At 70.8% G+C, this 22,246-nt stretch carries 18 protein-coding genes and 1 pseudogene; 11 read left to right on the forward strand and 8 right to left on the reverse strand.

Going from position 1 to position 22,246, the window contains the following annotated elements:
- Nucleotides 1-5 precede the first annotated feature (5 nt).
- Nucleotides 6-1,706: a methylmalonyl-CoA mutase gene (locus tag ACH4UM_RS04725; protein WP_398173480.1), complete on the forward strand. Its 1,701-nt coding sequence runs from the start codon at nt 6-8 to the stop codon at nt 1,704-1,706.
- Between the two features lie 203 nt (nt 1,707-1,909).
- Here the strand turns inward: ACH4UM_RS04725 and ACH4UM_RS04730 are convergent, their stop codons facing one another.
- Complete coding sequence (locus ACH4UM_RS04730) at nt 1,910-2,569, reverse strand: TetR/AcrR family transcriptional regulator (RefSeq protein WP_398173482.1); 660 nt, start codon at nt 2,567-2,569, stop codon at nt 1,910-1,912.
- A gap of 244 nt (nt 2,570-2,813) precedes the next feature.
- Here ACH4UM_RS04730 and ACH4UM_RS04735 point away from each other — a divergent pair, with 244 nt between their 5' ends.
- The 4 genes from ACH4UM_RS04735 to ACH4UM_RS04750 all read left to right on the forward strand — a co-directional run bounded on the left by ACH4UM_RS04735 (nt 2,814) and on the right by ACH4UM_RS04750 (nt 7,127).
- Nucleotides 2,814-3,785, forward strand: coding sequence for a tetratricopeptide repeat protein (locus ACH4UM_RS04735; protein WP_398173484.1), 972 nt, complete (start codon nt 2,814-2,816; stop codon nt 3,783-3,785).
- A gap of 646 nt (nt 3,786-4,431) precedes the next feature.
- Nucleotides 4,432-5,067: a DUF6230 family protein gene (locus ACH4UM_RS04740; RefSeq protein ID WP_398173486.1), complete on the forward strand. Its 636-nt coding sequence runs from the start codon at nt 4,432-4,434 to the stop codon at nt 5,065-5,067.
- Nucleotides 5,068-5,200: 133 nt separating this feature from the next.
- Nucleotides 5,201-5,755, forward strand: coding sequence for a DUF6114 domain-containing protein (locus tag ACH4UM_RS04745; RefSeq protein ID WP_398173488.1), 555 nt, complete (start codon nt 5,201-5,203; stop codon nt 5,753-5,755).
- Entirely contained in the window at nt 5,745-7,127 is a 1,383-nt protein-coding gene (locus tag ACH4UM_RS04750; RefSeq protein WP_398173490.1) for a hypothetical protein, read from the forward strand. Before ACH4UM_RS04745 ends, ACH4UM_RS04750 begins: the two co-directional genes overlap by 11 nt.
- 163 nt (nt 7,128-7,290) lie before the next feature.
- On the opposite strand, the gene pyk is transcribed toward ACH4UM_RS04750, so the two are convergent.
- From pyk to pta, 3 genes are all read right to left on the reverse strand, one after another.
- On the reverse strand, nt 7,291-8,721 hold the full coding sequence (gene pyk / locus ACH4UM_RS04755; RefSeq protein ID WP_398173492.1) for a pyruvate kinase: 1,431 nt from the start codon (nt 8,719-8,721) through the stop codon (nt 7,291-7,293).
- A 96-nt stretch (nt 8,722-8,817) separates the two neighbouring features.
- Nucleotides 8,818-10,026, reverse strand: a complete 1,209-nt coding sequence (locus ACH4UM_RS04760; RefSeq protein ID WP_398173494.1) for an acetate kinase — start codon at nt 10,024-10,026, stop codon at nt 8,818-8,820.
- 24 nt (nt 10,027-10,050) lie between these two features.
- Nucleotides 10,051-12,126, reverse strand: coding sequence for a phosphate acetyltransferase (gene pta, locus ACH4UM_RS04765; protein ID WP_398173496.1), 2,076 nt, complete (start codon nt 12,124-12,126; stop codon nt 10,051-10,053).
- 203 nt (nt 12,127-12,329) lie between these two features.
- Here pta and ACH4UM_RS04770 point away from each other — a divergent pair, with 203 nt between their 5' ends.
- On the forward strand, nt 12,330-13,355 hold the full coding sequence (locus tag ACH4UM_RS04770) for an ATP-dependent 6-phosphofructokinase (RefSeq protein WP_398173498.1): 1,026 nt from the start codon (nt 12,330-12,332) through the stop codon (nt 13,353-13,355).
- Between the two features lie 344 nt (nt 13,356-13,699).
- Here ACH4UM_RS04770 and ACH4UM_RS04775 read toward each other — a convergent pair.
- The 3 genes and pseudogenes from ACH4UM_RS04775 to ACH4UM_RS04785 all read right to left on the reverse strand — a co-directional run.
- Nucleotides 13,700-13,903 (reverse strand): annotated as a pseudogene (locus ACH4UM_RS04775) (XRE family transcriptional regulator); the annotation flags it as partial.
- Nucleotides 13,904-13,976: 73 nt separating this feature from the next.
- Nucleotides 13,977-14,699 carry a response regulator gene (locus ACH4UM_RS04780; protein WP_398173500.1) on the reverse strand — a complete coding sequence of 241 codons (723 nt, stop codon included), beginning with the start codon at nt 14,697-14,699 and terminating at the stop codon, nt 13,977-13,979.
- A complete protein-coding gene (locus ACH4UM_RS04785) occupies nt 14,696-16,366 on the reverse strand; it encodes an ATP-binding protein (protein ID WP_398173502.1) in 1,671 nt (556 codons plus the stop codon). Before ACH4UM_RS04785 ends, ACH4UM_RS04780 begins: the two co-directional genes overlap by 4 nt.
- Nucleotides 16,367-16,517: 151 nt before the next feature.
- On the opposite strand from ACH4UM_RS04785, the gene ACH4UM_RS04790 reads away from it, so the two are divergent.
- A complete protein-coding gene (locus ACH4UM_RS04790) occupies nt 16,518-17,906 on the forward strand; it encodes a cation:dicarboxylate symporter family transporter (protein WP_398173504.1) in 1,389 nt (462 codons plus the stop codon).
- Nucleotides 17,907-18,035: 129 nt separating this feature from the next.
- Here the strand turns inward: ACH4UM_RS04790 and ACH4UM_RS04795 are convergent, their stop codons facing one another.
- Nucleotides 18,036-18,653: a TetR/AcrR family transcriptional regulator gene (locus ACH4UM_RS04795; RefSeq protein ID WP_398173506.1), complete on the reverse strand. Its 618-nt coding sequence runs from the start codon at nt 18,651-18,653 to the stop codon at nt 18,036-18,038.
- Nucleotides 18,654-18,769: 116 nt separating this feature from the next.
- Here ACH4UM_RS04795 and ACH4UM_RS04800 point away from each other — a divergent pair, with 116 nt between their 5' ends.
- From ACH4UM_RS04800 to ACH4UM_RS04815, 4 genes are all read left to right on the forward strand, one after another.
- Nucleotides 18,770-20,443 carry an MFS transporter gene (locus ACH4UM_RS04800; RefSeq protein WP_398173508.1) on the forward strand — a complete coding sequence of 558 codons (1,674 nt, stop codon included), beginning with the start codon at nt 18,770-18,772 and terminating at the stop codon, nt 20,441-20,443.
- Between the two features lie 116 nt (nt 20,444-20,559).
- Entirely contained in the window at nt 20,560-21,327 is a 768-nt protein-coding gene (locus tag ACH4UM_RS04805) for a DUF2127 domain-containing protein (protein WP_398173510.1), read from the forward strand.
- Nucleotides 21,328-21,373: 46 nt separating this feature from the next.
- Nucleotides 21,374-21,841: a MerR family transcriptional regulator gene (locus ACH4UM_RS04810; RefSeq protein ID WP_398173512.1), complete on the forward strand. Its 468-nt coding sequence runs from the start codon at nt 21,374-21,376 to the stop codon at nt 21,839-21,841.
- Entirely contained in the window at nt 21,841-22,185 is a 345-nt protein-coding gene (locus ACH4UM_RS04815; RefSeq protein WP_398173618.1) for a thioredoxin family protein, read from the forward strand. The genes ACH4UM_RS04810 and ACH4UM_RS04815 overlap by 1 nt, the downstream gene beginning before the upstream one ends.
- The last annotated feature ends 61 nt before the right edge of the window (nt 22,186-22,246 follow it).

Consider the following 22,246-nt stretch of genomic DNA (forward strand, 5'->3'; position numbering starts at 1 on the left):
GAAGCATGGACGCTGACGCCATCGAGGAGGGCCGCCGACGCTGGCAGGCCCGGTACGACGCCGCACGCAAGCGCGACGCAGACTTCACCACGCTCTCCGGCGACCCCGTGGAGCCGGTGTACGGGCCCCGGCCCGGGGACAGGTACGAGGGCTTCGAAAGGATCGGCTGGCCCGGTGAGTACCCCTTCACCCGCGGGCTGTATCCGACCGGCTACCGGGGGCGCACGTGGACCATCCGGCAGTTCGCCGGATTCGGCAACGCCGAGCAGACCAACGAGCGCTACAAGATGATCCTGGCGGCCGGCGGCGGCGGACTGTCGGTCGCCTTCGACATGCCGACGCTCATGGGCCGCGACTCCGACGACCCGCGCTCGCTGGGCGAGGTCGGGCACTGCGGCGTGGCCATCGACTCCGCGGCCGACATGGAGGTCCTGTTCAAGGACATCCCCCTCGGTGACGTCACCACGTCGATGACGATCAGCGGGCCGGCCGTCCCCGTCTTCTGCATGTACCTGGTGGCCGCCGAGCGCCAGGGCGTGGACCCCTCGGTCCTCAACGGCACACTGCAGACGGACATCTTCAAGGAGTACATCGCCCAGAAGGAGTGGCTCTTCCAGCCCGAGCCGCATCTGCGGCTGATCGGTGACCTGATGGAGCACTGCGCGGCCGGTATCCCCGCGTACAAGCCGCTGTCGGTCTCCGGCTACCACATCCGTGAGGCCGGGGCCACCGCCGCGCAGGAACTGGCGTACACGCTCGCCGACGGCTTCGGATACGTCGAGCTGGGGCTCAGCCGCGGACTGGACGTGGACGTCTTCGCGCCCGGACTGTCCTTCTTCTTCGACGCGCACGTGGACTTCTTCGAGGAGATCGCCAAGTTCCGCGCGGCGCGCCGGATCTGGGCCCGTTGGATGCGGGACGTCTACGGCGCGAAGTCCGACAAGGCCCAGTGGCTGCGCTTCCACACGCAGACCGCCGGCGTCTCGCTGACCGCCCAGCAGCCGTACAACAACGTGGTGCGGACGGCCGTCGAGGCGCTCGCGGCGGTACTGGGCGGCACCAACTCGCTGCACACCAATGCCCTCGACGAGACCCTCGCGCTGCCCAGCGAGCAGGCCGCGGAGATCGCGCTGCGCACCCAGCAGGTGCTGGTGGAGGAGACCGGGGTCGCCAACGTCGCCGATCCGCTGGGCGGTTCGTGGTACGTCGAGCAGCTGACGGACCGGATCGAGGCGGACGCGGAGAAGATCTTCGAGCAGATCAAGGAGCGGGGGCTGCGGGCGCACCCCGACGGACAGCACCCGATCGGGCCGATCACGTCCGGGATCCTGCGGGGGATCGAGGACGGGTGGTTCACGGGCGAGATCGCCGAGAGCGCCTTCCGGTACCAGCAGGCACTGGAGAAGGGCGACAAGAACGTCGTCGGCGTCAACGTCCACACCGGGTCCGTGACCGGGGATCTGGAGATCCTGCGGGTGAGCCACGAGGTGGAGCGGGAGCAGGTGCGGGTGCTCGGCGAGCGCAAGGGCGGGCGCGACGACGCGGCCGTGCGCTCGGCGCTGGACGCCATGCTCGCCGCGGCGCGCGACGGCTCGAACATGATCGAGCCCATGCTCGACGCGGTGCGCGCCGAGGCCACGCTCGGAGAGATCTGCGGGGTGCTGCGCGACGAGTGGGGGGTGTACACCGAGCCCGCCGGGTTCTGAGGCGACGGGATCGGAGCGGGCGGGGGATCTCCTCGCCCCCCGCCGGTCCCTTCTTCCAGGGGACCGCCCCTTTCTCCGGGGGCTGCGCCTCTTCTGCTCCGCCACGGGGCTGCGCCTCTTCTGCTCCGCCACGGGGCTGCGTCCCTTCGCCCCTGCCAGGGGGCTCCGCCCCTTGACCGCCACCGGCCCGAACGGCCTCGTCCTCAATCTGCCCCGGGCTCCTCGCGCGGGGTGGGACCCCAGAACGGACCGCCGGCCGCCAGCCCGGTCAGCAGGATCCGGGTGAGACTCCGTACCCAGTCCTCGTCCGCCGGTTCCGCGCTGACCAGGGTGCGGTGGACGACCGCGCCCGCCACTACGTCGAAGATCAGGTCGGCCGTGCGGGCCGCCTCCCCGGGATCCGGTTCCGGAGGGAGTTCGCCGCGGGCCTGGGCGCGGGCCCGGCCCTCCAGAACCAGCCGTTTCTGGCGGTCCACGATCGAGGCGCGGATACGTTCCCGCAGCGCGTCGTCGCGGGTGGACTCGGCGACGACCGCCATCAGGCCGCTCTTGGCCTCCGGGCGGGCCAGGATCGCCGCGAACTGCAGGACCACGCCCTCGATGTCGGCGGCGAGGCTGCCGCGGTCGGGGAGGCGGAGCTCGTCGAAGAGCTCGGCCACCGCGTCCACGACCAGCTCGTTCTTGCCGGCCCAGCGGCGGTACAGCGTGGTCTTCGCGACGCCCGCACGGGTGGCCACGTCCCCCAGGGTGAGCTTGGACCAGCCCAGCTCGACCAGGGCCGCCCGGGTGGCGGCCAGGATCGCCGCGTCCGCGGCGGCGCTGCGCGGGCGGCCGGCGCGGGCGGTGGGGGTGCGGCTCTGCATTCCCTGACCATAACCGGCCGTTCCCGTGCAGTCGTGAGGGAGATCACCGGGGCGTGGTTTCGCGAGGGCACTCCGTGCCATTACGCTACGGGTCGTATCGAAAGCACGGGCGGTCCTGCTCGTGCCCGAGTGACGACCACGAAGCACTACCACGCACCGGCATCACACGGCGCCCGGTGGGGACCCGGCGCCGAACCGTACACCGCCTTACACATGTGCGCGCAGAACGGGGGAGGATAGACGCATGCAGCCACGGAACATGTCCATGAGCGGAGTCGTCGACCTCGCCGCGGTGAAGGCGGCCCAGGAGGCCAAGGCGAAGGCGGAGCAGGCGCGCGCCCAAGCGGCCCGGGAGGGCGGTGCGGGGGCGATCTCCCCGGCCGACCTCGTCATCGACGTCGACGAGGCCACCTTCGAACGCGACGTCCTGCAGCGCTCGGCCGAGGTGCCGGTCGTCATCGACTTCTGGGCCGAGTGGTGTCAGCCCTGCAAGCAGCTGAGCCCGGTCCTGGAGCGGCTGGCCGTCGAGTACGGCGGGCGCTTCCTCCTCGCCAAGATCGACGTCGACGCCAACCAGTTGCTGATGCAGCAGTTCGGGGTCCAGGGCATCCCGGCCGTCTTCGCGGTGGTCGCCGGCCAGGCCCTGCCCCTGTTCCAGGGTGCCGCCGCCGAGGCGCAGATCCGGCAGACGCTGGACCAGCTGGTGCAGGTCGCCGAGCAGCGCTTCGGCCTGACCGGCCTGGCCGTCGACCCGGACGCCCAGCCGGGCGGCCAGGCGCCCGCACAGGCCCCGGCCGGCCCCTACGAGTCGTTGCTGAACGCGGCCGCGCAGGCGCTGGACGCCGGTGACCTGGGCGGCGCCGTCCAGGCGTACCGGAATGTGCTGGCCGACGACCCGGCCCACCCCGAGGCCAAACTGGGTCTCGCCCAGGCCGAGTTGCTCCAGCGAGTGCAGAACCTGGACCCGCAGAAGGTGCGCCAGGAGGCGGCCGAGAAGCCGGCCGACGTGCAGGCGCAGATCGCCGCCGCCGACCTGGACCTGGTGGGTGGGCACGTGGAGGACGCGTTCGGCCGGCTCATCGAGACCGTGCGGCGCACGGCCGGTGACGACCGGGACGCTGCACGGCTTCGGTTGCTGGAGCTGTTCGAGGTCGTCGGGGCCGACGACCCACGGGTGACGGGAGCGCGCCGGGCGCTGGCGCGGGCGCTGTTCTGAGCCGGGCGACGGCCGTTGAGCTGACCAGTCGCTAAACGCAAGGGCATGTGATGCCCGAGTGAAAGATTTGCCGACGGGGCCCCAGAGCGGCCGCGCTTTACCAAATCTTGGTAATCGCGGCCGCTGTTACTGGGAGTAAGCCGAGGGCGTGATTCTGCCCCATTCCGTCCAATGATCAACAGTTTTGTCCTCCCTCTTGCTGCCACCCAGCGTCGCCGTTCGAGACCGCCCAGTCGGTTCCCGGTTATCCGGCCGTTACTAGCGAGTAACGAACCCCCTTGTGCGGGCGGCGAGAATGCACCACGATCGGCGACGCTCGGTCCATTCCCGTACCCGACATCCGGTCGGGGCGCGGGGCGTCTGGGTCCCCACCGAGCAGAGCCGGCGGCAGTGGCGCCGGCTCTTGGACAGGGGGGTCTTCGCCGGCCGGCGAAGCCTGTCCAGCAGGGTTGTGCGTGATGCGTGTCAGGCGCGACCAGTGGTTGTCGCTCGGGGGTGATCGCCGGTGATTCGGGCGCGGTTCGCGCCACCGAGCGCGGGCGCTCTCCTTCCCGAGGACGTAGCACTTCTCCCATCCCTGCCCGGCCGAGCCGCCGTCACGAGGGCGAGCCGAGGCCAGGAGATGTACGTCCGAGAAGGAGGAAATATGGAGTCCCAGGTGCGTGGCGGGACCAGATGGAAGCGGTTCGCTGTGGTCATGGTGCCCAGCGTGGCCGCCACGGCAGCGATAGGCGTGGCCCTGGCGCAGGGCGCTCTCGCCGCGTCGTTCAGCGTCTCGGGTCAGTCGTTCAAGGTGTCGGCCGACAAGCTGGTCGGCGACGGCTTCGAGCAGTACGGCGCGATCGACTCGGGGTACACCCTCGACGGTCAGAAGACGGCTCACCCGGTCGCGGTCTCGGCGTTCAACAGCGCCAAGATCACCAACCTGTGCCAGTCCGTCGTCACCCCGAACGTCCCGTTCTTCGGTTCGGTGAGCCTGATCCTGAAGGCGGGCGGCGGTGACAAGCCGGTAGAGGCCGACAAGCTCTACATCGACGTCGCCGACCTCAACGCCGACGCGACCTTCAACAACATCGACATCGGTGTTGCCGCCAAGGACGCCGGCAAGGGTCCGGGCATGAAGGGCGGCGGCGAGCAGGCCAACCCCTACGGGTTCGCCCAGCAGGCCGACTCGGCCACGCTGACCGACGTGAAGCAGACGGCGTGGGCGACCACCGCCGGAACCTTCAAGCTCAGCGGCCTGAAGATGTCGCTGGCGACAGGTGCCAAGGAGTGCTTCTAGGCACTCGGTGACGGGCGGGGGAGCCGATCGGCGCCCCCGCCCGTCCACCTTCCCTCCGCTTCTTCACACACCCCCCACACCATCGAAGTACCACCCCTCACCACAGCAACGCCGTACCAGGGAGCTGTTTTCCATGAGCGCCGAGACTCCTGCCGTACCCGGCCAGTTCAGCCGCCGGAGGCTGCAGTTCCGCGCCTGGCGGGGCACGCGTCCGTTCTGGGCCGGTCTGTTCGTCCTGCTCGCCGGCTTTCCGATCATGTACTTCCCGTACGCCCACCTCCAGGTCGGCCACCTGACCCTGGCGATGGCGACGACCGCGGGAGCCGGGTCCCTGATCATCGGTGTGCTGCTCGTCGTCCTCGGCATCAGCCTCTGGTTCCAGGAGCACATCCGGGTCTTCGCGGGTGTCGCGGCGATCCTGCTGGGTCTGGTGTCCATCCCCGTGTCCAACTTCGGCGGCTTCGTCATGGGCTTCCTGCTCGCCCTCATCGGCGGTGCGATGGCCGTGGCCTGGGCGCCGGGCGTGCCCCCCGCGGCCGAGGGTGCCGTGGAGGACGCCACGGGCCGGGGCGGCGCTCCCGGGACCTCGCTCGACAAGGCGGCGGACGCGGACACGGTGAGCGAGTCGAACGACCTGTCAGGAACGAGCCCGGCCAACGGGGCGAACGGGAGGCACAGTGCCGGCTGACGAGGTGACCCACGGGACTGATGTGGACGAGTCCCGTGTGAGAACCGGGCCGCGCCACGCGGCACCCAAGAAGCCGCTGTTCACCAGGTTCCACATGCCGGCCGGCAAGGCGATGGCGATGGCGGCGATGCCGACGGCCGTCCTCATGGGGATGGGTTTCACGTCGACGCTCGCCCTCGCCGACAGCAACAACGGCTCGTCGACGTCGTCCAACACCCTGACGGCCGACGAGTACAAGAACTGCGTGGCGGCGCTCGACGGGTCCCAGGGCAAGTCCTCGGCCTCGCCCACGCCGTCCGCCTCCGCGAGTGCCAGTGACTCGACCAAGGGCGGCTCGGCGGAACCGACCCCGTCGGCGACGCCCTCCTCCGGCAAGACCTCTTCGGGCTCGTCCGGCTCCTCGGACACGACCTCTTCGCCGGATTCAGGTTCCGGCGACAAGGCCACGCCCACGCCGTCCGCGACGGACTCGGGGAGGAAGTCGGGCAGTTCGGGCTCCGGCGACACCGCCACGCCGACCCCGTCGGCGACCGCGAGCAGCGGCGGCGGCCTGCTGGGCGCCATCGGCGACACCATCGGGAACATCCTCACCGGTGGCCAGTCGAGTTCCGGCTCCGGCTCGTCGGCGGGATCCGACGCCACCCCGTCCGCCTCCGCGACGCCTTCGGCGAGCGCGACCAAGGACGCCTCGGGCGGCGGCACTTCCTCCGGCACGAGCGCGACCGGCGCCCTCAAGGACACCGTGGGCAAGGTCACCAAAACGGCCGGCGACACCGTCAAGAGCGTGACCGACACGGCCTCCAAAGCGGCCGAGGACACCACCAAGACGGTCAAGGCCACCGCCGGCACGGCCACCGCCTCGCCCAGCCCGTCCGCGAGTTCGAGCACGGACCCGCAGAACTGCCCGGCGGCCACCGACGCCCAGGGCGGCGTCGACAACAAGGTGCCCCTGGCGGACGACCCGTGGTACCTGGACGCCAGCTCGCTGACGCTGAAGGGCGCCGACTACAAGGGCGTCGTCGAGGTCAGGACCGCCAACGGCACCGTCAAGAAGGTTCTGAAGTACGTCATATCGGATGGTACGGACATCGGTGACCTGCACCAGACGGTGAAGGACAAGCAGGCCGGCAAGACGTACCACGTGCAGGCGGCCAAGGGCTCGAAGTCCACCATCACCGGCGGTGACACGGTGATGTACACCGAGAGCATCTCCGGCAACCTGCTCGGCCTGATCCCGGTCACGTTCAGCCCGGACAGCCCGCCCCCGCTGAACATCCCGCTGATCTACTTCACCAAGGTCCACGTGGTGCAGGCGGCCCAGTTCGGCGGCAACCTGCACGTGCCCGGCATGCACGTGTACACGACCGACTGAGTCTCCGCACAAGCCCGTCCGGGAGCCGCACACAGCTGAGGGCGCCCCCTGTCACAGGGGGCGCCCTCAGCGCCGTACGAGCCTGTGTGCGAGCCCCGGCGCGGACCCTTGGACGGGGCCCGGCCCTTGGACGGCACCGGACGGGGCCGGCCCCTGGGCGGGGTCAGTCGCGGTCGCCGCCGCCCAGGTGGTGGACGCGGACCATGTTGGTGGTGCCGGGGACGCCGGGGGGCGAGCCGGCGGTGATGACGACCGTGTCGCCCGCGGCGAAGCGGTTGAGCTTGACGAGCTCCTGGTCGACCAGCTCGACCATCTCGTCGGTGCTCGCGACGAACGGCACGATGTGCGACTCCACGCCCCAGCTGAGCGCCAGCTGGTTGCGCGTGGACTCGTCCGTGGTGAACGCCAGGATCGGCTGGGTCGCCCGGTAGCGGGACAGCCGGCGGGCGGTGTCGCCGGACTGGGTGAAGGCCACCAGGCCCTTGCCGCCCAGGAAGTCGGCGATCTCGGCTGCGGCGCGGGCCACCGAACCGCCCTGCGTGCGCGGCTTCTTGCCGGGCACCAGCGGCTGCAGGCCCTTGGACAGCAGCTCCTCCTCGGCCGCCTGGACGATCTTCGACATCGTCCTGACGGTCTCGATCGGGTACGCGCCCACGCTCGACTCGGCCGACAGCATGACCGCGTCGGCGCCGTCCAGGATCGCGTTGGCCACGTCGGAGGCCTCGGCGCGGGTCGGGCGGGAGTTGGTGATCATCGACTCCATCATCTGGGTCGCCACGATCACCGGCTTGGCGTTGCGGCGGCACAGCTCGATGAGCCGCTTCTGCACCATGGGGACCTTCTCGAGCGGATACTCCACGGCCAGGTCGCCGCGGGCCACCATCACGCCGTCGAACGCCATCACGACGTCCTGCATGTTCTCCACCGCCTGCGGCTTCTCCACCTTGGCGATGACCGGGACCCGGCGGCCCTCCTCGTCCATGACCCGGTGGACGTCGGCGACGTCCTTGGCGTCCCGGACGAAGGACAGGGCGACCATGTCGCAGCCCATGCGCAGTGCGAAGCGCAGGTCCTCGATGTCCTTCTCGGACAGCGCGGGCACGTTCACGGCGGCGCCGGGCAGGTTGATGCCCTTGTGGTCGGAGACCACGCCGCCCTCGATGACGATCGTCCTGACCCGCGGGCCGTCGACGTCGAGGACCTTCAGCTCGACGTTGCCGTCGTTGATCAGGACCTGGTCGCCGCGCGAGACGTCGCCCGGCAGCCCCTTGTAGGTCGTGCCGCAGACGTGCTTGTCGCCCGGGACGTCCTCGGTGGTGATGGTGAACTCGTCACCGCGCTCGAGCTCGACCGGACCTTCGGCGAAGGTCTCCAGGCGGATCTTCGGGCCCTGCAGGTCGGCGAGGACGGCGATGGCCCGGCCGGTCTCCTTGGAGGCGGCACGGACGCGGTCGTACCGCCCCTGGTGCTCGGCGTGCGTGCCGTGGCTGAAGTTGAAGCGGGCCACGTTCATGCCGGCCTCGATCAGCGCAACGAGCTGCTCGTGGGAGTCGACCGCGGGGCCGAGAGTACAGACGATTTTCGAACGGCGCATGGGGCGATCCTATCGGTTTGTTTCGCTGCGGAATATTCCGTCTGGCGGAAGATGCAAATGGGCGGGTTCCCGCTCAGGCGAGTGCCGTCGAATTCCTCAGCCGTCCTTTCCGACCAATGCGTAGGTCTGGCTGGCGATCTCCATTTCCTCGTCCGTGGGAACCACGGCCACGGCCACCCGCGCGCCCTCGGGCGAGATCAGCCGCGCCTCGTCGCCGCGTACGGCGTTCCGCGCGCCGTCCACCGCCAGGCCCAGCCCCTGCAGGCCGGTGACGGCGGCCTCGCGCACGAAGTCCGCGTTCTCGCCGACCCCGGCGGTGAAGGCGAGCGCGTCCACCGTCCCGAGTACCGCGAAATAGGCGCCGATGTACTTCTTCAGTCGATGGATGTAGATCTCGAACGCAAGCCGCGCCTCCTGGTCGCCCTCGTCCATCCGGCGCCGGATCTCCCGCATGTCGTTGTCGCCGCACAGGCCGAACAGACCGCTCCTCTTGTTGAGAAGAGTGTCGATCTCGTCCATGGACATTCCGCCAACGCGCTGCAAATGGAAGATGACGGCCGGGTCCAGGTCACCGGAACGCGTTCCCATCACGAGGCCCTCCAGCGGGGTCAGCCCCATGGAGGTGTCCACGCACTTCCCGCGCCGGACCGCCGAGGCCGACGCCCCGTTGCCCAGATGCAGCACGATGACGTTGACGTCCTCCGGGGCCCTGCCCAGCAGCTTCGCGGTCGCCCGGGAGACATACGCGTGTGAGGTGCCGTGGAAGCCGTAGCGCCGCACCCGGTGCCGGTCCGCGATCTTGGTGTCGATCGCGTAGCGGGCCGCGGACTCCGGCATGGTCGTGTGGAACGCCGTGTCGAAGACGGCGACCTGAGGCAGGTCCGGGCGCAGCGCCATGGCCGTGCGGATGCCGGTGAGGTTGGCCGGGTTGTGCAGCGGCGCCACCGGGATCAGCCGCTCGACCTCGGTGAGCACGGCGTCGTCGATGACCGTCGGCTCGGTGAAGAACATGCCGCCGTGCACCACCCGGTGCCCGATCGCGGCCAGCTCGGGGGAGTCCAGGCCGAGCCCGTCCTTGGACAGCTCCTCGGCGACCGCCTTCAGGGCCGCGTCGTGGTCGGCGATCGGCCCGTTCTGCTCACGGGTGTCGCCGGAGATGACGCAGGTGTGCCTGAGCCGGGAGGTCTGCTCGCCGATGCGCTCGACCAGCCCGACGGCGAGCCGGCGCGCGTCGCGCATGTCGAGCAGCTGGTACTTCACCGACGAGGAGCCGGAGTTGAGGACGAGGACACGGGTCGCGTTCACGGTGTTCAACGGTTCTCTCTGACGTCAGTCGGTGGGCGTCTGGGCCTGGATCGCCGTGATGGCGACGGTGTTGACGATGTCCTGGACGAGGGCGCCCCGGGACAGGTCGTTGACCGGCTTGCGCAGACCCTGCAGCACCGGGCCGACCGCGATCGCGCCGGCCGAGCGCTGCACGGCCTTGTAGGTGTTGTTGCCGGTGTTCAGGTCCGGGAAGATCAGCACGCTGGCCTGCCCGGCTACCTCGGATCCGGGCAGCTTGGTGGCGGCAACCGACGGCTCCACGGCCGCGTCGTACTGGATCGGCCCCTCGATCATCAGATCCGGCCGGCGCAGCCGCACCAGTTCGGTCGCCTCCCGCACCTTGTCCACGTCGGCGCCCGTGCCGGACGTACCGGTGGAGTACGACAGCATCGCGATCCTCGGCTCCACGCCGAACCGGGCGGCGGTGGCCGCCGATTGGACGGCGATGTCGGCGAGCTGCTCGGCGTTCGGGTCCGGGTTGACCGCGCAGTCGCCGTAGACGAGCACCTTGTCGGCCAGGCACATGAAGAAGACGGACGAGACGATGGACGACTCCGGCGTCGTCCTGATGATCTCGAACGCGGGGCGGATGGTCGCGGCCGTCGAGTGCACGGACCCCGACACCATGCCGTCGGCCAGGCCCTCCTGGACCATCAGCGTGCCGAAGTAGTTGGCGTCGGAGACCACGTCGTACGCCAGCTCGACCGTGACGCCCTTGTGGGCGCGCAGGCGGGCGTACTGCCCGGCGAAGGAGTCGCGCAGTTCGGAGACGGCCGGGTCGATCAGCTGGGAGCCCGCGAGGTCGATGCCGAGGTCGGCGGCCTTCTTGCGGATGGTGTCCACCGGCCCGAGCAGCGTCAGGTCGCACACGCCCCGGCGCAGCAGCACCTCGGCCGCGTGCAGCACGCGCTCCTCGGTGCCCTCCGGCAGCACGACCCGCCGCTTGTCGGAGCGGGCCTGTTCGAGCAGCTTGTGCTCGAACATCATCGGCGTGACCCGGTCGCTGCTGGGCGCGGAGACGCGCTTGTTGAGGTCGGCGGTGTCGACGTACCGCTCGAACAGGCCGAGCGCGGTCTCCGCCTTGCGCGGGGTGGCCGCGTTCAGCTTGCCCTCCAGGGAGAACAGCCGCTCGGCCGTGGGGAAGCTGTTGCCGGACACCGAGACCACCGGGGTGCCCGGGGCCAGGCGGGCGGCGAGGGTGAGGATCTCCTCGCCCGGCGCCTCGTCAAGGGTGAGCAGCACGCCGGCTATCGGCGGGGTGCCGGCGCTGTGCGCGGCCATCGAGCCGACGACCAGGTCGGCGCGGTCGCCGGGGGTGACGACCAGACAGCCCGGGGTCAGCGCCTTGAGGAGGTTGGGCAGCATCGCGCCGCCGAACACGAAGTCGAGGACGTCGCGGGACAGCCCCGAGTCGTCGCCCAGCAGGACCTTGCCGTCCAGGGCCTGGGTGATCTGGGCGACCGTCGGTGCGGACAGGGCGGGCTCGTCGGGCACCACGAAACAGGGCACCGGCAGCCGGCCCGCCAGCCGCCCGGCGATCTCGTCGCGGTCCTCGCGGGCCACCCGGTTGGTGACCATGGCCAGGACGTCGCAGCCCAGACCGTCGTAGGCGCGGTAGGCGTTGCGGGTTTCGGCGAGCACGGACTCCGCGGTCTGCTTGCGGCCGCCCACGACCGGGAGCACCGAGGCGCCGAACTCGTTGGCGAGGCGGGCGTTGAGGGACAGCTCGTCCGGGAGCTGGGTGTCGGCGAAGTCGGTGCCGAGGACGAGGACCACGTCGTAGTCCCGGGCGACCAGGTGGAAGCGGTCGACGAGGGCCGACACCAGCTCGTCCGTGCCCTGTTCGGCCTGGAGGGCGGACGCCTCCTGGTAGACCATGCCGTAGACGGTCGCCGGCTCCTGGGGCAGGCGGTAGCGGGCGCGCAGCAGTTCGAAGAGGCGGTCCGAACCGTCGTGGACGAGGGGACGGAAGACGCCCACCCGGTCGACCTGCCGGGTCAGGAGCTCCATGACTCCCAGCTCGACGACCTGACGGCCGTCGCCGCGATCGATGCCGGTCACGTACACGCTGCGGGTCACGCGGGCTCTCCGTTTCGTCGGGTGATCACAGGTGGTCACTGACCTCTGCCGTCTGCAAAAAAATCGCCCACCGGGGTGAGCGGAACCCTCTTGACAATACCCCCGCCGCTAGATAAGGCGCCCGTCAAGGCCCAGCGGCTCCGGGGACGTGAAACAATCGGACAGGATCACCGGTGTCAACAGCGAGCAGGAGACACAGCACGATGCGTATCGGAGTTCTCACGGCAGGCGGCGACTGTCCTGGTCTGAACGCGGTGATCCGGTCGGTCGTGCACCGAGCGGTCACGACGTACGGCGACGAGGTCATCGGTTTTGAGGACGGCTACGCGGGCCTGCTGGACGGGCGTTACCGGGGCCTGGACCTCAACGCTGTCAGCGGCATCCTCGCCCGCGGCGGCACCATACTCGGCTCCTCGCGGCTGGAGCGCGACCGGCTCCGCGAGGCCTGCGAGAACGCGTCCGACATGATCCACGAGTTCGGCATCGACGCCCTCATCCCGATCGGCGGCGAGGGCACGCTGACGGCGGCCCGCATGCTGTCGGACGCCGGACTGCCGGTGGTGGGCGTGCCGAAGACGATCGACAACGACATCTCCTCCACCGACCGCACCTTCGGCTTCGACACGGCCGTCGGGGTCGCGACGGAGGCCATGGACCGCCTGAAGACCACTGCCGAGTCCCACCAGCGCGTGATGGTCGTCGAGGTCATGGGCCGGCACGCGGGCTGGATCGCCCTGGAGTCCGGCATGGCCGCCGGCGCCCACGGCATCTGCCTGCCCGAGCGCCCCTTCAACCCCGCCGACCTGGTCAAGATGGTCGAGGAGCGCTTCGCCCGCGGCAAGAAGTTCGCCGTGATCTGCGTCGCCGAGGGCGCCCACCCCGCCGAGGGCACCATGGACTACGGCCACGGCGAGATCGACAAGTTCGGCCACGAGCGCTTCCAGGGCATCGGCACGGCACTGGCGTACGAGCTGGAGAAGCGGCTCGGCAAGGAGGCCAAGCCGGTCATCCTCGGCCACGTCCAGCGCGGCGGCGTACCGACCGCATACGACCGGGTCCTCGCCACCCGCTTCGGCTGGCACGCGGTGGAGGCCGCGCACCGCGGCGAGTTCGGCCGCATGACCGCGCTGCGCGGCACCGACATCGTGATGGTGCCGCTGGCGGAGGCCGTCACCGAGCTGAAGACGGTGCCGAAGGACCGGATGGACGAGGCGGAGTCGGTCTTCTAGCGCTGTGGCCGGAAAGGTTTGCCGGAGAGCCCGCGGCGTCCGGTGAGGTGCATCGCAGGGCGGAGCATCGCCCGCGTACTGGATGTCCTCGGGTGATGCGACAACGCGGCGAGGTGCGTGCCGGGCGTCGCGAGCCGGTGAACCTTTCCGGTCGCAGCACCAGCGGAGCCGGTCTTCCGGACGGACTTCCGGACGGAGCCCGAGCCGGCCTTCCGGATCCGACGCGGGGCAGCGCCACGGGGCCTGCAGCACCAGCGAGCCTGCACCACCACGGGGCCTGCGTCACCGCGGTGCTACGAGGCACCCTCGACCCTGGCCCAGAAGTGCTCCACGATCCGGCCGTTGTCGGGCGTGACGTGGGGCAGCCCGTAGGAGACCCGCCGGTCGTGGGCCACGTGCTCGGGACCGATGCCGAGGGCGGCACGGATGCGGCGGGCGGCGGGGGCGTCGAACGGGGGCCTGGCTGGTTCGGTGGGGCTGGGTGTCGGCGCACGGGCCACAAACCAGGGCCACGCGTGGCCGGTGACCACGGTCCGTTCCGACAGCATCACACATGGCGGGAAACCGCGGTTCCGTGGGTAACGGCTCTTGACCAGCCCGTTGACGCCCCGGTGTGCCCGCCTACCGGGCCTTCCCCGCGCCCCTGCCCGCCGCCGGCACCCATCGGTACACCAGCTCCGGCCGTCCCACCTGACCGTACAGCGGGCTCCGGCCGGCGCGGCCCGCCTCCACCAGGTGTTCCAGATAACGGCGGGCCGTGATCCGGGAGATGCCCACCGCCTCGGCGAGCCCGGCCGCGGTGAGCCCCTCGGCCGCCTCGCGCAGGGCGCCCGTCACCCGCTCCAGCGTCGGTGCACTCAGCCCCTTGGGCAGGGCGGCCGGACCAGGGGCGCGCAGTGCCGCCAGCGCCCGGTCCACCTCGTCCTGGCCGCTCGCCTCACCCACCGCCGCGTGGAACTCGGCGTAGCGGACGAGGCGGTCCCGCAGGGTCGCGAAGGTGAAGGGCTTCAGTACGTACTGGACCACGCCCAGCGAGACCCCCTCCCGCACCACCGCGAGGTCCCGCGCGGACGTGACCGCGATGACGTCCGCGTGATGGCCCGCCGCCCGCAGGGAGCGGGCCAGTTGGAGGCCGTGCACGTCCGGCAGGTGCAGGTCGAGCAGGAGCAGGTCGACCGGTGTGCGCTCCAGCGCCCGCCGGGCCTGGGCGCCGGTGTGCACCTTGCCCACGGCCACGAATCCCGGCACCCGGCCCACGTACATCACATGTGCGTCCGCCGCGACCGGGTCGTCCTCCACCACCAGAACGCGAATGGCTCTTCCGTCCGCCCCGCCGCCGGTCATCCGGCACCTCCGGGCACAACCCGCCCGACGGGGGCCCCGGCCCCGCCGTCCGGCGAACCGTCCGCCCCGCCCCCCAGCGGCAATCTGGCCTCGAACACCGCGCCGCCCTCCTCGGACTCCGTCACCGTCAGGGTGCCCTCGTGGCGGTGCACGGCCTGCCGGGCCAGGGCGAGGCCGAGGCCCCGGCCGCCGGGACCGGTGGGCTTGGTCGAGAAGCCGCGCTGGAAGACCAGGTCCGCGTGGGCGGGGTCCACGCCCGGGCCGGTGTCGGCGACCCGCAGGACCAGTTCGGTGCCCTCCACGCACGCCGTGACCGTCACCCGTGCGGGCACGCGGCCCTGGGCCGCGTCGACCGCGTTGTCGATGAGGTTGCCGAGGATGGTCACCAGGTCCCGGGGCGGCAGTGTCCTGGGGAGCAGACCGTCGTCCAGTCCGCTGTCCTCGGACACCACCAGCTCCACGCCCCGCTCGTTCGCCTGCGCGGTCTTGCCCAGCAGCAGCGCGGCCAGCACCGGTTCGCTCACCGCCGCCACCACCCGGTCGGTCAGCGCCTGGGCCAGTTCCAGTTCGGCGGTCGCGAAGCCGACCGCCTCCTCGGCGCGGCCCAGCTCGATCAGCGACACCACCGTGTGCAGACGGTTCGCCGCCTCGTGCGCCTGGGAGCGCAGCGCCTGCGTGAAACCACGCTCGGAGTCCAACTCACCCATCACGGACTGGAGTTCGGTGACATCGCGCAGGGTCGCCACCGTGCCCCGCCGCTGACCGCCCGACACGGGGGAGGTGTTGACCACGAGGACGCGTGAGCTGGTCAGATGCACCTCGTCCACCCTGGGCTCCGACGCCAGCAGCGCGCCCGTCAGCGGGGCGGGCAGGCCGAGCTGTGCCACCGACTTCCCCACCACGTCCCTCTCCCGTCCCACGCCCAGCAGCTCCTGCCCGCCGTCGTTGATCAGAGCCACCCGGTACTGCGCGTCCAGCATCAGCAGCCCCTCCCGCACCGCGTGCAGCGCGGCCTGGTGGTAGTCGTGCATCCGGCTGAGCTCGTCCGCGTTCATCCCGTGGGTGTGCCGGCGCAGCCGCGCGTTGATCACGTACGTACCGGCGCCGCCCAGCGCGAGGATCCCGGCCGCCACCGCGAACAGCGCCGTGACCTGGTCCTGCACCCGGTGGCTGATCGCCTCGACCTTGATGCCGGCGCTGACCAGGCCGATGATGCGGCCGCCGTCCCGAACGGGCGTGACCGCACGCACGGACGGCCCGAGGGTACCGGTGTAGGTCTCGGTGAAGGTCTCGCCGTGCTGGGCGCGGGAGATGTTGCCGAGGAAGGGCCTGCCGATCTGCCTGCGGTCCGGGTGGGTCCAGCGGATGCCGTCGGGCGTCATGATCGTGACGAAGTCGACCCCGGTGTCCTTCTGCACCTTCAGCGCGTACGGCTCGAGGTCCGCGGTGGGGTCGACGGTGTGGATCGCGCCGCGGACCGAGGGCGCGTCCGCGATCGAGCGGGCCACCGCAGTGGCCTGCCGGCGGGCCGCCCCTTCGGCCTGGCCGCGGTCGCTGGCGTAGGTGAACAGCGCATATCCGGCCACGACCAGCGCGAGCAGCACGGCCTGCATGGCGAACAGCTGGCCCGCCAGGCTGCGAGGTCTCGGGAGGACGGGTATGCGCATGCCGTCAGTCTGCCTCTCGGTTCTGGCGTGAACTAAATGAACGGAAGGGTGACCGCCCTCACACGGCAGGAGATAGTCACGGCATTCCCGAAAACCCCCGGACGTGAGCCGCACGCCGGTGATGCCGACGACGTCGTCAAGGAGGGCCGCCGTGACCAGCGCAGCCGATACGGCACCTGCCGCACCCACAGCCAGGCGGGACCGCACCCATTACCTCTATATCGCGGTGGTCGTCGCGGTTGCCCTCGGTATCGCCGTCGGGTTCGCCGCGCCGGACTTCGCCAAGGAGCTCAAGCCGCTCGGCACGGGCTTTGTGAACCTGATCAAGATGATGATCACGCCGGTCATCTTCTGCACCATCGTGACCGGTGTCGGCTCGATCCGCAGTGCCGCCAAGGTCGGCAAGCTGGGAGGACTCGCGCTCGCCTACTTCATCGGCATGTCGTTCGTCGCGCTGGCGATCGGCCTGGTGGTCGGCAACGTCCTGCATCCCGGCCAGGGCATGCACCTGAGCGAGTCGGTGAAGCAGGTCGGCCACACCCAGGCGGCGACGGCCGGCGAGGGCCTCGTCGACTTCGCGATGAGCATCATCCCGACCACGTTCGTGTCCGCCTTCACCGAAGGCGTGGTGCTGCAGACGCTGCTCGTCGCGCTGCTGGTCGGTTTCGCGGTCCAGGCGATGGGCAAGTCCGGCGAGCCGATCCTGCGGGGCATCGGGCACATCCAGAAGCTCGTCTTCCGGGTCCTGTCCATGATCATGTGGGCCGCGCCGGTGGGTGCGTTCGGCGCGATCGCGGCGGTCGTCGGGGAAACCGGCGTCGAGGCGCTGAAGGCACTCGGGACGATCATGCTCGGCTTCTACATCACCTGCGTGCTCTTCGTCGGCCTGGTGCTGGGCCCGGTGCTGTGGTTCGTCGCCAGGGTCAGCCTTCTCAAGCTGCTGAAGTACCTGGGCCGCGAGTTCCTGCTCATCCTCTCCACGTCGTCGTCCGACACGGCCCTGCCCCGGCTGATCGCCAAGATGGAGCACCTGGGCGTCAGCCGCCCGGTCGTCGGCATCACCGTGCCGACCGGTTACTCCTTCAACCTCGACGGCACCATGATCTACCTGACCATGGCCTCCCTCTTCATCGCCGAGGCCATGGGCCAGCCGCTGCACCTGGGCGAGCAGATCACACTGCTGCTGTTCATGATGGTGGCCTCCAAGGGTGCCGCGGGCGTCTCCGGCGCCGGTCTGGCCACCCTCGCCGGTGCCCTCCAGTCGCACCGGCCCGCCCTGGTCGACGGCGTCGGACTCATCGTCGGCATCGACCGCTTCATGAGCGAGGCCCGTGCCCTGACGAACTTCGCGGGCAACGCCGTGGCCACCGTTCTGATCGGCTCCTGGACGAAGGAGATCGACAGGGTCCGCCTCGAGCAGGTCCTCGCCGGGCGGCTGCCCTTCGACGAGAGCACACTGCTGGACGAGACCGAGGGCGACACCCGCGCGGACCTGCCCGAGCCGCGCGGGAACGGTGAGAAGGAGCTGGCCAAGGCCTGACCTCCCGTGCTCCGGACACCCGGCTCCGCCTGAACCCGGGCCGGGTGTCCGGCAACCGAAGAAGCCGCCGAGCGGCCGGGCCCTCCCCCCGTGGGCCCGGCCGCTCGGCTTCGCCGTGTCCCGGGACGCTCAGTCGCCGAGCTTCGCCACCAGCGCTGCGGCGAGCGAGGCCGGCACCCCCGCCGCCGTCAGCACCGTGACCGCGGCCGAGCGGCCCGCCGCACGGGGGGCCAGCAGGCCGTCGTTCACGGCCTCCATCAGCGCGAACAGGATCTGCTCGTGCACGTACGCCAGGGCCGGCGCGGGCAGCGCCGAGCTGAAGGCACCCTGGTCCAGGCCGCGTTGGAGCAGCTGTGCGGCGCTGGCCCGGACGGGGGCGAGGCGTTCGCGGATGCCCTGCATGGTGACCGTGCGCTGGGCGAGCGCCACCAGCAGCCGGTAGCGGTCGGCGATGTGCCACACCGCCAGCACCGAGCGGGCCACCGCCTCCGCGGGGTCCTCGACTCCCTCCCGTCCCGCCGCGTGCGCGGCCGCCAGCGCGTGCACGGCGTCGTCGACGAGCGTGCTGATCAGCGCCTCCCGGCTGGGGAAGTGGCCGTACACCGTGCGCCGTACGACACCCGCGGCGCGTGCGATCTGGTCCATCGACGCGTCCGGATCGTGCAGCAGCTCGGCGAGGGCGACGTCGAGGATGCGGCGCCGGTTCGCGTCGGCGCGACTGGTGTTACCCGTGGTCATGGCTGACATTCTGCACTCCCCTCGACTTGCACAACGATGTGCAAGGACATACATTGCACATCGTTGTGCAAGTGCACAGCACTGTGCAAGTTCTTGTCGCGCATCCGAGGAAGGCAACCCCTGCCATGCGACTCGTCATGAACGAACCGGTCGAGAGGATGGACCGCCCCTACGCCCGGCGCTGGTGGGCGCTGCTCGTGCTCTGCCTTAGCCTGCTGATCATCGTGATGGCCAACACCGCCCTCACCGTCGCCGCGCCCGACATGACCCGGGACCTGGGGCTGTCCAGCGCGGACCTGCAGTGGGTGATCGACGGCTACACCGTCCCGTACGCGGCGCTGATGCTGCTGCTCGGCGCGATCGGCGACAAGTACAGCCGGCGCGGGGCGCTCGTCCTCGGGCTGGTGGTGTTCGGCGGCGGAGCCGTCTTCGGATACCTCGCCGGCAGCGCGGCGACCGTCATCGCCGCCCGCGCGGTGATGGGTGTCGGCGCCGCGCTGATCATGCCGGCCACGCTGTCCCTGCTGGCCGCGACCTTCCCGCGCGCCGAACGCGCCAAGGCGATCACCCTGTGGACCGCCACCGCCGGGCTCGCCATCGCGGCCGGCCCCGTCGTCGCCGGCGCGCTGCTGAGGAACCACGGCTGGGCCTCGACCTTCCTGATCAACGTGCCGATCGCCGCCGTCGCCCTGGTCGCGGCCTTCGTCCTCGTCCCGCCTTCGAAGGCCGGCCACCACGACCGGATCGACTATGCCGGCGGCCTGCTGTCGGTGGTCTGGGTCGGCTCGCTGGTCTACATGATCATCGAGGGGCCGCACTTCGGCTGGGACGTCAAGGCGGTCACCGCCGCGGTGGTCGCGGGCACGGGCCTGGTCGCCTTCGTCCTGTGGGAGCTGCGCCACCCGCGCCCGATCCTGGACGTACGCCGCTTCGGCAGCCGCCGCTTCGCCGGCTCCAACCTCGCCGTCGCCCTCTTCTTCCTGGCCGTCTTCGGGGCCTTCTACTACCTCACCCAGCACCTGCAGTTCGTCCTCGGCTACGACGCCCTGGGCACCGGCCTGCGGATGCTGCCGCTGGCGGGCGCCGTCTTCGCCGGCTCGGCACTGACCGGCTACCTCACCCCGCGCGTCGGCATGAAGTGGACGGTCACCGCGGGCATGGTCGGCGGCACCGCCGCGCTGGCGCTGCTGACAGGGGTGGACGGCGCGTCGTCCTACGGCGACTTCGTGGCGCCCCTGATCATCCTGGGCCTGGCGATCGGCCTCGCCCTCTCGCCCTGCACCGACGCCATCATGGGCGCCTTCCCCGAGTCCGAACTGGGCGTCGGCGGCGCGGTCAACGACACCTCGCTGGAGCTGGGCGGCTCGCTCGGCATCGCGATCCTCGGCTCGCTGCTGTCGGCCTCGTACTCCCACCACATCTCCGGCGCCACCGCGGGCAGCGGGCTCCCGGCCGACGCGCTGTCCACCGCCCAGGACTCGGTCGGCGCCGGGTACGCCGTCGCACAGGGCATCGGCGCCAAGGCGCGGCAGCTGGCCGGGCAGGCGGCCCGCACGAGCGATCCCCAGCAGGCCGCCCAGCTCAAGACCCAGGCCGGGCAGCTCGCCCAGGGTGCCCACCGGATGAAGGACGCGGTCGGCTCGTCCTTCGCCGACGCGGTGGCCCACACCAGCCTGGTCGGCGCCGTCGTCCTGGGTGTGGGCACCCTCGCCGTCGCCCTGCTGCTGCCGCGCGGCACCGCCCGCGAGGCGGAGCCGGCCCAGGAGGTGAGGGAGCTGGTGGGCAGCGGTGTGAACTGAAGTCCCCGGCCCGTCGTCTCTCAACGCGATGCACTACCGTCCGTGCCGTGCCGCATCACCGGCGCGGCACGGTCGTATGACCGCATGGCGTATGTACGTATGGAGGCGACGGGGGAATGAAGATCGACTGGGACCGGCGCACCTGCGCGCGCAAGGGCCATGTGACCTACGCACCGGACGACCCCCGGCTGCGGATCCGGCTGCACGCCGAGACCGCCCTCGGGGAGGTGTGGCGGTGTCTGCGCTGCGGCGACTTCGCGCTCGGTGAGCCGCACGGCTCCGGACCGGCCGCCGACGCCCCGCTGGTGCCGCGCGGCAAGGTGCTGCGGGACCTGTTCATCCTGCGCTTCCTCGCGATCGAGCGGGCCCTGCGCGGGGTGTTCATCGTGCTGGTCGCGGTGGCCGTGTGGCGGTTCAGCAACAGCCAGGACGCGGTGCGGCGGCTGTTCAATGAGTACCTGGACGTCTTCCGCCCCGTCTTCCGGCACTTCCACTACGACCTCGACCACTCACCGGTCGTCGGCACCGTCCAGAAGACCTTCGGCTACAAGCACTCCACGCTGATCCTGGTGGCCGCGCTGCTGCTGGCCTACGCGCTGGTGGAACTCGTCGAGGCCGTCGGCCTGTGGTACGCCAAGCGCTGGGCCGAGTACCTGACGGTGGTCGCCACCGCCGCCTTCCTGCCGCTGGAGATCTACGAACTCACCGAGCACATCAGCGCGGTGAAGATCACCACCCTGGTCCTCAACATCATCGCCGTCCTCTACATCGCCCTCGCCAAGCGCCTGTTCGGCCTGCGCGGCGGCCGCAGGGCCTTCGACGAGGAACGCCACAGCGCCTCGCTGCTGGAGGTGGAGGAGTCGGCGGGGCTCGCCGTGCAGTGATGCCGCCCTTGCCTTGACGTCGGCGTCAGGGCTTACGTTCGTACGCATGCGAATCGGCGAGCTGGCCGCGAGGGCCGGGACCACAACGCGGACGCTGCGGTACTACGAATCGCGGGGGCTGCTGCCCGCGCGGCGCGACGCACACGGGCACCGCACGTACGACGAGCGCGACCTCAGGTTCATCACGCAGATCCAGACCCTGCAGGACTTCGGGTTCGGCCTGGAGGAGACCCGGCCCTTCGTGGAGTGCCTGCGGGCCGGGCACCCGGAGGGCGACTCGTGCCCGGCGTCCCTCGCGGTCTACCGGCGCAAGCTGGCCGAGCTGGACGCGCTGATCGGCGAGCTGCGGGCGGTGCGCGCCCAGGTCGGCGCGCGGCTGGCCCGGGCCATGGGGGCGCCCCCTGCTCGGGCGGAGTCGAGAGCTTGGGGGAGGGCGCGGGAGGAGCCGGCCGCCGATGCGCTGGTTCCGGGGGGTCCGGAACCGCTGTGCGAACTGGGAGGGCAGGAGTGGTGATCAAGCAGGTGGCCGGTGTGGCCGAAGTGACCGACGCGGACTTCGAGGCGGAGGTGCTCGGGGCGGATCTGCCGGTGCTGGTGCAGTTCACGGCCGAGTGGTGCGGGCCGTGCCGGCAGCTGGGCCCGGTACTGGGCGACATCGCCTTCGAGGAGGGTGACCGGCTGAAGATCGTCCAGCTCGACGTGGACCGGAATCCGCAGACCACGATCGCCTACGGCGTGCTGTCCACGCCCACCCTGATGGTGTTCCGCGCCGGTGAGCCGGTGAGGTCGATGGTGGGAGCACGCCCCAAGCGCCGGCTGCTTCAGGAGCTGTCGGACGTACTGGAGCACGAGCGGTAATTCCGGCCGGACCGGCCGAACGCAAAGAAATCCCCCGGGCAATTGCGCCCGGGGGATTTCT

Origin of the sequence: Streptomyces sp. NPDC020801 (assembly GCF_044334385.1) — a bacterium.
Taxonomy (GTDB): Bacteria; Actinomycetota; Actinomycetes; order Streptomycetales; family Streptomycetaceae; genus Streptomyces.